At 32.2% G+C, this 15,145-nt stretch carries 18 protein-coding genes; 12 read left to right on the top strand and 6 right to left on the bottom strand.

Features of this window, described 5'->3' with window-relative positions:
• Positions 1–87: 87 nt before the first annotated feature.
• The 5 genes from OEW74_RS02640 to OEW74_RS02620 all read right to left on the bottom strand — a co-directional run bounded on the left by OEW74_RS02640 (position 88) and on the right by OEW74_RS02620 (position 2,994).
• Entirely contained in the window at positions 88–393 is a 306-nt protein-coding gene (locus tag OEW74_RS02640) for a barstar family protein (protein ID WP_265427016.1), read from the bottom strand.
• A gap of 57 nt (positions 394–450) precedes the next feature.
• Positions 451–945, bottom strand: a complete 495-nt coding sequence (locus tag OEW74_RS02635) for a ribonuclease domain-containing protein (RefSeq protein ID WP_265427015.1) — start codon at positions 943–945, stop codon at positions 451–453.
• Between the two features lie 81 nt (positions 946–1,026).
• Positions 1,027–1,818, bottom strand: coding sequence for an NAD(+) synthase (gene nadE / locus OEW74_RS02630; RefSeq protein ID WP_265427014.1), 792 nt, complete (start codon positions 1,816–1,818; stop codon positions 1,027–1,029).
• A gap of 9 nt (positions 1,819–1,827) precedes the next feature.
• Complete coding sequence (locus OEW74_RS02625; protein ID WP_265427013.1) at positions 1,828–2,355, bottom strand: GNAT family N-acetyltransferase; 528 nt, start codon at positions 2,353–2,355, stop codon at positions 1,828–1,830.
• A gap of 3 nt (positions 2,356–2,358) precedes the next feature.
• Positions 2,359–2,994: a leucine-rich repeat domain-containing protein gene (locus OEW74_RS02620; protein ID WP_265427012.1), complete on the bottom strand. Its 636-nt coding sequence runs from the start codon at positions 2,992–2,994 to the stop codon at positions 2,359–2,361.
• A gap of 55 nt (positions 2,995–3,049) precedes the next feature.
• Here OEW74_RS02620 and OEW74_RS02615 point away from each other — a divergent pair, with 55 nt between their 5' ends.
• From OEW74_RS02615 to OEW74_RS02560, 12 genes are all read left to right on the top strand, one after another.
• The gene (locus tag OEW74_RS02615) at positions 3,050–4,036 is read left to right on the top strand and encodes a gliding motility protein GldB (RefSeq protein WP_265427011.1); all 987 of its coding nucleotides are present in this window, start codon (positions 3,050–3,052) and stop codon (positions 4,034–4,036) included.
• Positions 4,037–4,150: 114 nt separating this feature from the next.
• Positions 4,151–4,477, top strand: a complete 327-nt coding sequence (gldC, locus tag OEW74_RS02610) for a gliding motility protein GldC (RefSeq protein WP_265427010.1) — start codon at positions 4,151–4,153, stop codon at positions 4,475–4,477.
• Between the two features lie 103 nt (positions 4,478–4,580).
• Positions 4,581–5,348, top strand: a complete 768-nt coding sequence (locus OEW74_RS02605; protein WP_265427009.1) for a T9SS type A sorting domain-containing protein — start codon at positions 4,581–4,583, stop codon at positions 5,346–5,348.
• A gap of 109 nt (positions 5,349–5,457) precedes the next feature.
• Positions 5,458–6,597 (top strand): cystathionine gamma-synthase, encoded by a 1,140-nt coding sequence (locus OEW74_RS02600; protein WP_265427008.1) that lies wholly within the window; start codon positions 5,458–5,460, stop codon positions 6,595–6,597.
• A 68-nt stretch (positions 6,598–6,665) separates the two neighbouring features.
• Entirely contained in the window at positions 6,666–7,112 is a 447-nt protein-coding gene (locus tag OEW74_RS02595) for a GNAT family N-acetyltransferase (protein ID WP_265427007.1), read from the top strand.
• Between the two features lie 113 nt (positions 7,113–7,225).
• Positions 7,226–7,729, top strand: coding sequence for a DinB family protein (locus OEW74_RS02590; protein ID WP_265427006.1), 504 nt, complete (start codon positions 7,226–7,228; stop codon positions 7,727–7,729).
• Positions 7,730–7,800: 71 nt separating this feature from the next.
• A complete protein-coding gene (locus OEW74_RS02585; RefSeq protein ID WP_265427005.1) occupies positions 7,801–8,109 on the top strand; it encodes a GIY-YIG nuclease family protein in 309 nt (102 codons plus the stop codon).
• A 39-nt stretch (positions 8,110–8,148) separates the two neighbouring features.
• Complete coding sequence (locus tag OEW74_RS02580; protein ID WP_265427004.1) at positions 8,149–8,697, top strand: L-threonylcarbamoyladenylate synthase; 549 nt, start codon at positions 8,149–8,151, stop codon at positions 8,695–8,697.
• A gap of 168 nt (positions 8,698–8,865) precedes the next feature.
• On the top strand, positions 8,866–10,287 hold the full coding sequence (locus tag OEW74_RS02575) for a CCA tRNA nucleotidyltransferase (protein WP_265427003.1): 1,422 nt from the start codon (positions 8,866–8,868) through the stop codon (positions 10,285–10,287).
• Positions 10,288–10,581: a hypothetical protein gene (locus tag OEW74_RS02570; protein ID WP_265427002.1), complete on the top strand. Its 294-nt coding sequence runs from the start codon at positions 10,288–10,290 to the stop codon at positions 10,579–10,581. It begins immediately after the preceding gene.
• 103 nt (positions 10,582–10,684) lie between these two features.
• Positions 10,685–11,728, top strand: coding sequence for a hypothetical protein (locus OEW74_RS02565; RefSeq protein WP_265427001.1), 1,044 nt, complete (start codon positions 10,685–10,687; stop codon positions 11,726–11,728).
• On the top strand, positions 11,688–14,030 hold the full coding sequence (locus tag OEW74_RS02560) for a hypothetical protein (RefSeq protein WP_265427000.1): 2,343 nt from the start codon (positions 11,688–11,690) through the stop codon (positions 14,028–14,030). Before OEW74_RS02565 ends, OEW74_RS02560 begins: the two co-directional genes overlap by 41 nt.
• A 63-nt stretch (positions 14,031–14,093) precedes the next feature.
• Here OEW74_RS02560 and OEW74_RS02555 read toward each other — a convergent pair whose 3' ends face one another.
• The gene (locus OEW74_RS02555; protein ID WP_265426999.1) at positions 14,094–15,143 is read right to left on the bottom strand and encodes a YncE family protein; all 1,050 of its coding nucleotides are present in this window, start codon (positions 15,141–15,143) and stop codon (positions 14,094–14,096) included.
• Positions 15,144–15,145: the final 2 nt, after the last annotated feature.

Raw genomic sequence — 15,145 nt, 5'->3', positions numbered from 1 at the left:
TCGGGCGCAGCTTTGCTGCGCCCGACTCTTTATTTAAATGGATTTCGGCGATGCTTCGCATCGCCGAAATCTTATTTTTTTTAAATTTTATTGCTCATCAATTTCCTCGTCCTCATCTTCATATTGTTCAAGAAAATAAGTGAAAGTGAAATCTTCAACTTCATCTTCTGTATCTTCCAAAGTGATCAAAAGGTCTTCAAACAGTTCAAGTTGGTCAACGCTCAAATTAACAAATTCTAAGTGAAGCGGCATTTCCAATTCACCAGAAATTACATCTGAAAGCGCATCCAGATTATCTCCGAAATGTTCAGGAAGTTTTATCTTTTCTTTAAGCTGAGTATAAAAATCTTCGTAATCTCCGATTTCTGTAAAGTCGATGTATATTGTGCTCATAGTTTATTCAAATTTTACTTTGCAAAGGTATGGGTTTTCTGTGATTACAATGACGAATTATTTCTTCTCAAAACTTTTATAATGATCTTTAGTTAAATAAACTTCACCGTTTTCAGTAAAAATAATTCGCTGACTGTTTCTGTTTCCACAGATGTAATTTACATCGGCTTCAAAATATTTTTCACCTTTCGGAAGTTTACCTTCACGGTTTCCAAAGTAATCTCCGCCAATGGCTTTTCCTGATAAAACTTCACAAAGATTTGCGTGTGACGGATTCCAGCCCAGTTTTTTGGCTTCACTTTTTGTGATGTAATACTTGGGAAGTTTATGATTTCTTTTTACATAATCAATAATTGATTTTGATTCGGTAAGTAGGGTGATTTCACTTGCATTTTGTAAGTTTTCAAGATTTTCAGTACCACTGAATGTTTTTGAAATATTCTCAGGAGATTTTTTTTTCTCAGCAATAAAATTATTATAAACAAACATCACAGACATTCCAAAAAGAAGTCCGAGACAGGCAAAGAAAAGCGAACGGATTTTAGGATTCATATCATTCAATTTACCAGTTTATCAGTGTATCAATGTAACAATTAATTGGTAAACTGTTACATTGATAGATTGTTACATTAATTAGCTTCTCCATTCCTCATTAATATCACAAACAGGAATTGGGTTGATTTTATGTTGAGCAGCTTTATTCATTCTGCTGAAAATTTTAAAAACTTCTAAATCTCTTCCCCTGTAATCGGCTTCGGTTTTCGTTCCCCATTCTTTCTGAATTTTTTCAAGCTCAGGATAGGTTGCTCCAATTTGCATTTCGTCGGTTCTTTCCGCATCCCAAAGTCCGTCTGTAGGGATTGCTTCCTGAATATTTTTTACAAGATCTAAAGCTTTTGCCAATTCATAAACTTCGGTTTTATAAAGATCTGCAATAGGAGAGACATCAACGCCTCCGTCACCATACTTGGTGTAAAAACCAATTCCAAAATCTTCTACTTTATTTCCTGTTCCACAAACTAAAAGACCATTGATTTGTCCATAATAATAAAGAGTAAGCATTCTCAAACGTGATCTTGTGTTTGCAAAAGCCAGTTTTTCGTTCGGAAACTCATCATCATGTACATCAAAAGTTTTGTACAATTCCTCAAAAGCCGGAGTAAGATTCACTGACATTGCTTCAACATTCTGGAATTTAGATTTAAGATCATTCATGTGTTCCCAAGCGCGGTTTACCTGATCTTCTTTTTGACGGATCGGCATTTCTATCAACAAAGTTTTCAAACCTGTCATTGCTGCTAAAGTAGAAACAACTCCAGAATCTACGCCGCCCGAAACTCCGATTACATAACCTTTAACTCCTGATTTTTCGGCATAATCTTTCAGCCATTGTACGATATGATTGATTACTTTTTGTGTCTGCATTGTATATTTTTATTGTTTAAAATTTTCTTTTTTAAGTTCGTACCAAAAACAAATTCCGTCCGGTTCGGTAAATTCATCGGTTTTTTCAAACCCGAGTTTTGTTAAAATGTGATTGGAAGCCAGATTTTCACAATGAGCGTATGCATAAATGATTTCAGCTTTTAAATCATTAAAACCATACTCCAAAGATGCTTTTCCAGATTCTGTAGCATACCCTTTTCCCCATATTTCAGGTAAAAAACGGTAACCGAGCTCATAGAAATTTTTATGTCCGTTTACTTCGGAAGTGTTTAGTTTTAGTCCGCTCCAGCCGATAAGAAGTTCGCTTTCCTTTTCGATTACGGCAAGTCTTCCCACGCCATTATCTTCATATTGCTGCATGATCATTTTCACCACTTCTTTCGATTCTTCTACTTTAGAAAGAGTAGGCATTCCAATATATTTCATGACTTCCGCATTAGAATCGAGGAGAAACAGACGTTCATAATCTGCTTCTTCCAATTTTCTTAAAATCAGTCTTTTGGTTTCTAGTTGCATGTTTTAATTTTTTTCAAATCCGAAAATTGTTACATTTTTTGTGCTTTTTTTGATGTCTGTTTCTTTCAGAGGATTTCCTATAACATTCAAAGTTTGTAAGGTCAGATTTTTAGAGATATCAAGATGCTGAATTTGGTTATGTTCAATATTTAATTTCCTTAAATTTTTAAGACCACTTACATCAATAGCCTTTAATTTATTTAAAGATATAGTTAATTGGTCAATTCTTGATGTAGATTTCAGCGAAATATTGGTAATTTGATTATTGTCAAGATAAAGAGAGGTTAAAGCATCAAGATTTTCTGCTGTAAAGGTCGATATTTTACAGTGTGTACAAGAAAAAAGACCAAGCTGATTTAAGTTTTTAAGAGAAATATGTGAAATCAAATTATCATCAAGCACAATCATTTTTATATTTTTAAAATATGCCAAATCATCTGTCATTGTAACGCCTTTTCCCGCTACGAAAAGATTTTCTACTTTTTCTGCTTCCAATTTATTAATGAAACCATCTTTATTTAAATCAAAACTTTCTACAACTACTTTTTCTAAATTCTTATCCTTAAAAACAAGATTTTGAGAACTAAAAAAAGGAATTGCTGCAATCATAAAAAGGAAAGTAATTATTTTGCATTTCATCATTAAATTGTGTTTAATTCATTATTTTTGTAAACTTAAATTTCATGTAAAAATAATGAAGATTTTTAGAATTGCAGCACTTTCATGCCTTTTAGTTTTAAGTTTAAACTCTTGTAAAAAAGAGCAGGAAACTGATTGGAAAGTAGAAATAAAAAATCCTGCCGAAAAGGTAGAGGTTACTGATATTTCAAAAGAATTTTACGATGTAAACATTCCTTTGGATCAGTTTAAAGCTAAATTTCCTTGGTTTCAGGGAACGGTTTCTGATGCAGATTTTGCTAAAAACAGAGTGAATCCTGATGAAGTGAAAATTTATAAGGAAGCAATTTCAAAAATTGATCAGGCAAAGCTTCAGAAAGATCTTCAGGATTTGTTTTCACACATCAAATATTATTTTCCAGAGTTTAAAACACCGAAAGTTTATCTGTTTTCATCAACATTACAGATGATTCAGGATCCTATATTTTTTGATGATAAAACCAATTTTCTGTTTATTGATGTAAGCGGTTTTATGGGAAATAATAATCCTAACTATAAAGGATTGGAAGGTTATTTTCAAAAATCAATGAATCCGAATAACATTGTTCCTAAAGTTTCAAGAATATTTGCAGAACAGGTTGTTCCTTTTTCACCTGATCATCAAAAATTTATTGACCTTTTGGTCTATAACGGAAAAATAATGTTGCTTCAGGATGCTTTTTTACCCGAAACTCCGGATTATCTAAAAATGGATTACGATAAAAAACAATACGATTGGTCTGTAGCCAATGAAGCGAATATCTATAATTATTTTGTTGAAAATAATTTGATCTTTGGAGACGATCACCGTTTGGTAGACCGTTTTATCAATCCGGGACCGTTTTCAAAATTTTATACTGAAATTGACAATGAATCTTCGCCAATGGTTGGAGTCTACATCGGATGGCAGATTTGTAAAGAATATTTAAAGAAAAACCCTGAAACAAAACTGGTTGATTTCCTTAAAATGGATGCCACGGAAGTTTTTAATAAGGCAGGATATAAACCAAAATTAGAAGAGTAGATATAGTTATTGGTTATTAGTTGTTAGTTTTATTACAAAATTTCATTTTCATCAACTAACAACTAATTACCAATAACTAACAACTAATTAAAACATATTAGAAAAATAGAAAAAATGAGAAAGACCCAAATAACGATAGATGTAGAGTTGGATGAAAACCACATTCCGGAAAAAATGACTTGGAATGCTCAGGATGGAGGCGTAGAAAAAGAAGAAACAAAAGCCGTAATGATCTCCGTTTGGGACGAAAAAGCATCAGAAGCTTTAAGGATAGATCTTTGGACCAAAGAAATGCCGGTTGACCAAATGAAAATGTTTATGCACCAGATTTTTGTTTCTATGGGAAATACCTATCAGAGAGCAACTGGCGAAGATGATGTTGCAGAATGGATTGAGCAGATTGCAGAAGAATTTGCAATAAAATCGGCAATAAAAATGTAAATATTGACATTTAGTTCTAATAAGCCATAATTGCTAAAAAGGATAATTGTTTGGTTATCAATATTTTTTTATTAATTTTAAGTCTAACTTAAATTTTTAAAAAATGAAAAAACTTTACTTTTTAACAATTATGGCTTTTTTGTGCTCAGGATTCATGAAGGCTCAATTTGGAAGCTGTGCAAATGCTCGTCCTATCACAAATGGATTTACTGAAGCTAACATTACAACAGCCGGAACCGGTACAGCTCCGGAATCTTGGGTAACCAGCTTTAGCAGCCAATGTCTTACAACAAGTGGAGGACAATATTATGGAAGTGTATTTACTTCTACTGGCGGAGATTATCTCTTTTCTTACACATCGGGAAGTGTTGCTGGTGAATCAATTTCTATTACAATTCAAACTCATACTCCATATCAAGGAGTTGCAATGTTTACAAGTTGCAACGGAACTTCTATTGACGGTTGTGTCGCATGGAAATATAATGCACAAGCAGGTACAGCGACTTTAACGACAAGTAATTTAGGAGCCAATCAAACTGTCTATATTGCAGTAGGAATTTGGGCATCGCCTAATAATTTAAATTTTTCAGTAACCAATTTTACCGTAACACCTTCTTCTCTATCTGTAGATGAAAATGAGCTTAAAACCTCTTCGAATGTTTATCCGAACCCTGTTAAAGATGTTCTTAACATTTCTAATTTGAAAGAGAAAACAAATGTAGCCATAATTGATATGAATGGTAAAGTTGTAATAAGAGAAACCGTATCTGGAGAAGGAAAAATTAATGTTTCCCATTTAATTCCTGGTGTTTATATAGTGAATGTCGGAACAAAAGAAGAAGGGAATTCTTATAAGATTATTAAAAAATAACAATTTTTAGAATAATTTAAAGCGGAAAGGCAATTGCCTTTCCGCTTTATCTTTGCCTTGGTAAGGTATATTTACTAACTTTGAAGTTTCTTTCAAAAAATACTTAGAAATGAATTTCAATACAAAAGTTATACACGGCGGACAACACCACGAATCTGCAACTGGTTCTGTAAATGTTCCGGTTTTTTTAACATCTACTTTCGCACAAAAATCACCGGGAGTACATTCAGGATACGAATATTCAAGAGCAGCAAACCCTACAAGACAGGCTTTAGAAGACTCTTTGGCAAGCATAGAAAACGGAGCGAGAGGTTTGGCTTTCGGTTCTGGTTTGGCGGCAATCGACTGTGTCTTAAAATTATTAAATCCCGGTGATGAGGTTGTTGCTGTAGACGATTTATACGGTGGAACTTACAGAATGTTCACCAGACTTTTCGAAAAATATCAGTTGAAATTTACCTTCGTGAATTTTGATGATGCTTCAAAAATTGCTGATGTCATCACAGATAAAACTAAGTTGATTTGGGTGGAAACACCAACCAATCCATTGATGAAATTAGTGGATATCAAAGCGGTTGTAGAAATTGCAAAAGGAAAAGACATTTTGGTTGCAGTTGATAATACATTTGCAACACCATATTTACAAAGACCAATCGATTTGGGAGCTGATATTGTGATGCACTCTGCGACGAAATATTTAGGAGGTCACTCTGATGTTATTGCGGGAGCTTTAATTGCTAAAGATGCTGAATTAGGAGAGAAACTTCATTTCATCCAGTTTGCAAGTGGCGGAATTTTAGGGCCTCACGATTCTTATTTAGTGTTAAGAGGAATTAAAACCTTAGCTTTAAGAGTTCAAAGGCATTCTGAAAACGGAATGGCAATTGCAAAATATCTTGAATCTCATCCTGCTGTTGCCGAAGTAATTTATCCTGGATTAGAATCTCATCCACAATATGAATTGGCAAAAGCTCAGATGAAAGATTTCGGAGGAATGGTTTCTTTCACTTTCAAATCAGGGAAAAAAGAAGATGCGATTAAATTTTTAGAGAAAGTGAAAGTTTTCACTTTGGCAGAATCTTTGGGTGGAGTAGAGTCTTTGGCAAATCACCCTGCTTTGATGACTCACGCTTCCATTCCTGCAGAAAAGCGTGCTGAATTAGGAATTACTGATGATTTAGTTCGTTTAAGCGTTGGAATTGAAGATGAAGAAGATCTTATCGCAGATTTAGAAAAAGCGTTTTCTTAATCTAAAATAAATACGATTCACTTTGTCAAAGTTTAAAATCTTTGACAAAGTTTTTAATATCAAGAAGTATGACCAGAAAAGCTACCATTCAGGATTTAGAACAATTATCAAAACTATTCGATCAGTATAGAATTTTTTATCACAAAGATTCTGATATTCCTGCAGCAAAACAGTTTCTGAAAGAAAGAATAGAAAATAAAGATTCTGAAATATTTGTTGCTGAAAATGAAGGGAAATTGACAGGTTTCGTTCAGTTGTATCCACTATTTTCATCCACAAGAATGAGGCGTTATTGGTTGTTGAATGACCTTTTTGTGAATGAAAATTACAGAGGAAAAGGCTTTTCTAAAAAATTAATTGAAGACGCTAAACAATTAGCAATATCTACCGACGCTTCCGGAATTTTACTTGAAACCGGAAAATCAAACGACGTCGGAAATCAATTGTACCCAAGTTGCGGATTTGAAATTTACGATGAAGTAAATTTCTATGAATGGACAAATAAAGATTTATAAATGATTATTGATAAATCATAAATGATATTTGTAAAATCAAAATTATCATTAATCATTTAACATTTATCACTTATATTATTACTCATTACCAATTACTTATTACTCATATTAAAATGACTGATTTTCAAAAATATATTCAACGATATTTAGATTTAATTCCATCTGAAAACTGGTTGGAGGAACTGAAATCTGTGGGTGAGAAAACCGTTTCTTTGTTTTCGTATTTAACTGAAGAACAATCAAAGTTTGCTTATGCAGAAGGAAAATGGACACTGAAAGAAGTACTTCTTCATTTATCAGATACGGAAAGAGTTTTTCAATACAGAACTCTGGCTATTGCAAGAGGTGAAGAAAAGAATTTACCCGGATTCGATGAAGAATTATATGCCCAAAACTCTTTTGCGAATGAAAGAAGCTTAGATTCTTTGTTAGAGGAGTATCAGTTGGTGAGACAATCTTCTCAGATTTTATTGGAAACAATGAATTCTTTAGCCTTAAATAATATAGGAACTGCCAATGGTAATCAAATCTCTGCAGAAACTATTGGGAAATTGATTATCGGACATAATATTCATCATTTGAATGTAATCGAGGAAAGATATTTGCCGAAATTGTAAAAATTTTTAATTTTATTGTCATTGCGAGGCGCGAAGCGACAAAGCAATCTCATAATTTAAAAACTAAACAGATGAAAGCCGGATTTATTTACATTATGACCAATGAAAACAATACAGTTCTTTATATTGGTGTGACATCTAATCTTCCAAAAAGAATTCAGCAACATAAAGAAAAGTTGTTTGAATTAAGCTTTACATCAAAATATAATGTATGTAAACTTGTCTATTGGGAATCTTTTCAAGAAATCGGCGACGCGATTTTTAGAGAAAAACAAATTAAGGCAGGCTCAAGACAGAAAAAAATAGATTTAATAAACTCAATTAATCCCAAATGGAGAGATTTGACCGAAGACATTAAGGATATTATGAATCCTTTTTGAGATTGCTTCGTTGCTTCGCTCCTCGCAATGACAAATACAATGGAAAACATCATACAAATTTTAAAATCCGGCGGAACAATTTTATACCCAACAGACACCATCTGGGGAATTGGCTGTGACGCAACAAATATAGACGCCATCAACAAAATTTTCGATATTAAAAAGCGCGAAAAAAACAAATCCATGATTATTTTGGTGGAATCTGAAAAAAGATTGCAGGATTTGGTCGACGTACCAGAAATGGCGTGGGAAATTATCGATTTGAGTGAAAAACCTGTAACTATCGTTTACGAAAACCCAAGAGGCTTACCAAAAGAACTTCTTGCAGAAGACGGAAGCGTAGGAATTCGTCTGGTAAAAAATGATTTTTGTAAAAAACTCATTACGAAATTAAATAAACCATTAGTTTCAACTTCGGCTAACTTTAGTGGAGATAAAAGTCCGTTGAAATTCTCTGATATTTCTCCCGAAATTATCGATTTAGTAGATTTTGCAGTGGAAGAAAACAGAGACGTGGTTTCAAAATATTCAGGTTCTTCTGTGATAAAAATCTGGAGTGACAGCAGAATAAAAGTTCTTCGCGAATAAAAGAAAAGATTTTAATTATCTTTGCAAAATCATTTAACCATTAAGAAGTCGGGAAATTATTAGCTTAAAATCTGATCTCTTAGTGGTTTTACATTAGATAAAGATTAACAATTTTAAAATAATTGTAAGTCTAATATCTGACATCTAAAATCTAACATCTTAAAAAAAATGTTTATCAACCTCAATCAAAATCAAAATTTAAAACTTTTCAAAATTATTTCTGAAGTGGCAGCAGCAAACAATCAGTCGGTTTATATTGTTGGCGGTTATGTTCGGGATTTGCTGATGAAAAGAAAAGCATCAACGGATATTGATTTTGTGACCGAACAAAGCGGAATTGAGCTTGCCCAAAATGTAGGGAAAGAAATTGATCCTAAAATGAAGGTCTCTGTTTTTAAAACTTACGGAACAGCGATGATTAGATACAAAGATCTTGAATTGGAATTTGTAGGCGCAAGAAAAGAAAGCTACACCGAAAATAGCCGCAAACCTGAAGTAGAAGGTGGAACGATTGAAGATGACCAGAAAAGAAGAGATTTTACCATCAATGCAATGGCGATTTCTTTGAATAAAGATAATTTTGGAGAGTTAATCGATCCTTTTGATGGAATTGGTGATCTTGAAAAGGGAATTCTGAGAACTCCTTTAGAGCCTGCTCAAACGTATTCTGATGATCCTTTGCGAATGATGAGAGCAGTTCGATTTGCATCAACTTTAAGTTTTACGATTGAAGAAAATTCTTTAAACGCCATTAAGCAAGAAGCAGAAAGAATCAAGATTGTTTCTATGGAAAGAATCATGGTGGAGTTCAACAAAATCATGCTTTCACAGAAACCTTCTGTTGGTTTAAAATTAATGGAAGAAACAGGTTTAATGAAATTAATTATCCCTGAGTTGATTGATTTGAAAGGCGTAGAAGAAGTAGAAGGACAAACTCACAAAGATAATTTTTACCATACTTTGGAAGTGGTTGATAATATTTCTGAAAACACCGATAATCTGTGGCTTCGTTGGGCTGCTTTGCTTCATGACATTGGGAAAGCACCGACAAAAAAATTCGTTGAAGGAACAGGCTGGACTTTTCATGGGCATGAATTTTTAGGTTCAAAAATGGTGAAAACATTATTTCAAAAACTGAAATTACCGTTGAATGCTGATATGAAATACGTTCAGAAGATGGTAAAACTTTCATCAAGACCGATTGCATTAATTACCGATGATGCTTCAGATTCTGCATTGAGAAGACTTTTGTTTGATGCACGAGAAGATATGGAAGATTTATTCACGCTTTGTAAAGCAGATATCACGACCAAGAATTCTAAAAAACAGGAAAAGTTTAAAAAGAATTTTCAATATGTTGCTGTCAAAATAAAAGAAGTTGAGGAAAAAGATCAGGTGAGAAATTTTCAACCGCCTATTTCTGGGGAAGAAATTATGGAGATGTTTAATCTAAAGCCCGGCCGTGAAATAGGAATTTTAAAGGAAAAAGTAAAAGAAGCAATTTTGGAAGGTGAAATTGGAAACGATCATGAAGAAGCGAAAAGTTTTGTCATTGCTGAAGCTGAAAAACTGGGATTAACACTGGCTTAAATGTTTTTTGGAACATTTGATTACACCATTCTAGCAATTATTTTCATCTTCAATTTTGGAGTTTGGAAATATAATATAATTAAAAAGCGCAATAGAATTTTATTTCTGATGGCGCTTTTATTTTTTGGATTTATAATTCCGTTTTTTTCAATGGATTTTGAAATTCAAAATATGATTAAAGATCAGCCTTTTATCGATAATTTTACACTTCTTTATACTTATCTTAGGTTTCCTGTTTGGTGGTTTATTGGAGTTATCGAAATTTTAATTTTACGAAAAATCATCAAAAACTAAACTTTGTTTATTTGTTAATGAAATCTTAAAATTTGAACGATTTTTGTTATTACATTTGTGTAATGTTCCTACTTAAAACTGTTTAATATTTAAAATTTTATTGGTGAAAAAAATCTTCTTATTTCTGCCCCTTCTTTTTCTTATTTTTTCCTGCAATAATAAAAAAGTAGAAAAAGTAGAAAACGCTTTCTATTATTGGAAATCCAATGATTATGTTGCAAGTTCTAAAGAAAAAGATATGCTGGTGAATCAGGATATCAAGAAATTGTATGTGAAATTTTTCGAGGTCGATTACAGTGACGCAATGGGAAATTATCCGATTTCCAAAACGAGTTTTTCCTTATATTCTTATTGTGATGAGAAAAAAACACCTTCTTATGAGGTGATTCCTACGGTTTATATAAAAAATATAGTTTTTCAGAAAAGTAATGAGAAAGATTTAGATAAACTGGTAGATAATATTAATTTTTTAATTAATAAATATATAAACGAAAGATTAGACTCTTTGAAAACCTCTGAATTACAGATTGATTGTGATTGGACTGCTTCTACAAAGGATAAGTATTTTTATTTTCTAAAGAAATTAAAGCCGATTTCTCAAAAGGAAATTTCAGCTACTTTAAGATTATATCCTTATAAATATCCCGATAAAATGGGAGTTCCACCCGTTGATAAAGTGACTTTAATGTGTTATAATCTCATTAATCCGTTAGCGGATCAATCAAAAAACTCAATTCTTGATTTGAAAGAATTAGAAAGTTACCTCAATACAGAAAAAAAATATCCATTGCATCTGGATGTTGCGCTTCCGGTTTATTCATGGATGCAACTGTATCAAAATAATCAGTTTACCAATGTTTTGTATGATGTAAAAGATATTAAACCTCATCTAAAAGAGATAAAACCACTTTGGTATGAAGTACAGAAAGATACAGTGATTAATTACGAAACCTATCTGAGAGTGGGCGACAAGATAAAGTACGAGGAAATAACGGCAGATAAAATCAGTAAAGCCATTGCAATCATCAAGAAAAATATCAAGTTTGATAAAGAAATTACCGTAACGCTTTTTCACCTAGACGAAAATCAACTTAACAATTACACCGATGAAGAAATTAGTCATTTTTACAGCAATTTTACTAAGTAGTGCTTTTTCTGCGTGTGGTTTTTATCCTTACGGAGAAGATGTACGATTTTATTTTTTGAATCCTAATAACTTCTCTTATCAGTCTTATTCTCCGTTTTATTATTCGGTTTTAAGCTTTGAGCAAAATTCTGAAGCTGTAATTTCCAATCAGGATAACGAAAAATTGTGGAAAAAATATTGTGATAATAAAGTTCTTATTACAGATATTTCTTCCGTTTTAGAAAGCTATAGTTTTTCGGATATTCAGGAAAATTCTGCCAATCCTTTTCTTCGTTATTTGTATTCTAAAAAAGATGTTGAAACGATAAATTATTTGAAGTTTGCAAAAAACTGTGAGTATTTCAATACTTGGCAAGATGATCCTTGGGAAAGAAATGAAAATACTGCGACTGCAAAAAGAAATGATTTATTAAATAAGGCAACTGTTTTGGCTTCAAAAAGCAGAAAAGTAGAATTAAGAAAAAGATATGCTTTTTTGGCGCTTCGTCTGGCTTTTTATAATAAAGACATGAAAAGCATTGAGGAAATTTATAGTCAATATTTTTCTCTAAATAAGACTAATGATGTGATTGATGTTTGGGCATTGTATTTTAAAGCGATTTCCGAGAAAAACTCTGCTTTAAAAAATCTATATTTTGCGAAAGTTTTCGCAGCAAGTCCTGAAAAGCGATTTGTTTCATGGCAATATTTTTCATCAAAAGTTCCAGAAGCTGATGTTTTAAATTTGGCTAAAACCGGAAAAGAAAAAGCCGATGTTTTATTACTTTACGGACTTTATAATCCGGATAAAAATTTGGAAAATATTAAGCAGATGTATGCTGAAAATCCAAAGTTTGATGGATTGAGTTTTTTGCTTTATCGTGAATTAGGAAAGCTTGAAGATTGGGTTTTCACACCTTATTATTCTCTTTTTTCTACGAATGATGATTATTGGGGAACTAATTCTGAAAACGAAAATGCTCTTAAAATTTTAGAACGATCAGACATTGACAGACAATATGCAAAACAGGTTTTGAATTTTATAGATTCAGTTGATTTATCAAAAGTTGAAAACCCAAATTTCTGGAAATATGCAAGAGCCGAGCTTTTATTGATGACAAAAAACTATGCAGAAAGTTTAAAACAGATTGCAGAATTGGAAAAAGTTTTGTCTTCTGAAAATCCTTTGAGAAACAATGTAGAAATCATAAAAGCTTTGAATCTTTTCACTAATCAAACCTATGGGAATGCTAAAATTCCAGACACTGCAAAAGAAATTATCATTAAAAATAAACACAACAGACATTTTATTTTTGCTTTAGGCAGAGAGCTTGAATATTTAGGAAATAGTAACGATGCTGCACTTTTATATGCTTCTTTAAACAATCCTTCTACTGAAAATATTGATTATAATTTTGTTTATTATAAATCTTTAAAAAACTCTCATCAAACCTACGGTACCTATTATGATAATTATTTTGATTATTTAGATGCAGTTTATTCACCTGAACAATTGCAGAGCTTTATTAATCAAATTGAAAGTTTAAATAAAAATCCGGATTCATTTTACAGAAGTTTTCATTTGCTTAGTTCATCAGAAATTAAAGCTTTATACGATTTATTAGGAACGAAATACATCAGACAAAATAAATTGAGTTTTGCATTGAATACTTTTAATAAATTAGGTGAAAGTTATTTTGAAGCGAAATATTCACTTTGGGAAAGAGATGGCAAAGACAGCTATTATTCATCAGGTAAAATTTTTGATCAAAATCCTTTTTATCATTTAAAATATACTCCCGATTTTATTCCTGAAAAAGAGCATTTCAGAATCAATAAAATTTCGATTACCAAAAAGCTTATAGAATATCTTAATAAGGCTAATAATCCTAAAGAAAAAGACAGAGATTACTATTATTTCTTAGTAGCAAATTGTTATTATAATATGTCGCAATATGGCAATGCATGGATGATGAGGCGATATTCTGTTAGCTCGGCCGGAAATTATTCTATTCGCGAAGATAATCAGGAATTTAATACGGCAAGTCTTGCAAAGTTCTATTACGGAAAAGCTTTAGAAAACGCTCAAACCGATAAATTTAAAGCTTTGTGCTTAAGAATGCAGGGAAGGTGCGAAAATTATAATTATGATTTTATTGGAGAAAATACAACAAATTATTCTTCTCAAGCTGAATACTACGAAGACAGAAGATTTGAACAAAATAAATATTATCAGGATCTTAAAAATAACTACTCCGTTCAGTATGAAAATTTGACCAGTGGTTGTGAGTTTTTTAAAGCTTATTTTAAAGCAAGAAGATAAAATCAGGAAGCAAAAAAATGCGGTCTCAAAAGAAACCGCATTTTTTATTTAAAAAAACAGAGATTAGTAGTTTTTATAAACTGAAGTAGCACCTATTCCTGCTGTGAATTTAGTAATCGGTGTTCCTGCAGTGGTGTAAACTGTAATTTCGCTAGCTGCAGTGAATTTTTTTACATCAGAAACAAAGATTCTTCCGTCAATAACGCTAAATCCGTAAACCGCAAAGTTGGGATCAGTTTCAGAAGTAGTGAAAAGTGGACTAGGAACTGTAGTAGAGTTCATATCCATAGAATAAACTTTGTTTAAAGAGCTGAAATAATATCTTCCACCATCAACCTGTAAATTTCTACCGTTTCCAATACCGTTAAGGGTAGTCGTTTTTGTTATAGCTCCTGCAGATGAAATTTGGTAGATATAAGAATCTGTTGCTGTTGCTGCAATTACGTAAACATTTCCGTTTGACGAAATTGTTTTGGTAATATTTCCGTTTGGAACCGGGATAGCTGCTCCATCGATCGTGTTGGTTGATGGATTAATTTTTGTAATCGTAGTTCCGAATCCGTAAGAAGCGTTTTGTACGAAGATAGTTCCTCCTGCTTCCACAACGTTTTCAACAGTGCTTGTTGATGCAAAGTCAATTTTCTTTACAAAAGAGTTGTCAGATAATTTATAAACATTTACAAATTTTGCTCCTCCATATTGATCGTTTGAAACATAAAGATTTCCGTTTGCAATCGCCATGTAACGAGGGTTATTTAGCTGAGATGTAATTTCTCCTGCTTTTTTAAATGTATAACGATCTACAACTGTAATTTTATTAGAATTATTAAGCAAAAGATAAGCTTTATCTCCGTTGATAACCATTGTTTGAAGAACGTCTCCTAAATTTTCGTTATTATTTTTTGCTTTGTAGATGTCATTTTGCATTAAGCTTAAATCTTTTGTAATAAAAGTAACCTCTGCATTCGGAGTCTGGAATTTACCTTCATTGGTAATGAAGAGTCCGTTTTGATAAGTTATTTCCGGGATAACTTCTTCGTAATCCGATGTACACGAAATCGAAAATAAAAGGACGAATCCAAAAATAAACTGTAATAGTCTGTTTAATTTCATAA

It is taken from the genome of Chryseobacterium sp. YIM B08800 (assembly GCF_026163565.1).
Taxonomy (GTDB): Bacteria; Bacteroidota; Bacteroidia; order Flavobacteriales; family Weeksellaceae; genus Chryseobacterium.
Note: the sequence above shows the minus strand (reverse complement) of the source record. Positions and strands in the feature narration are given on the sequence as shown.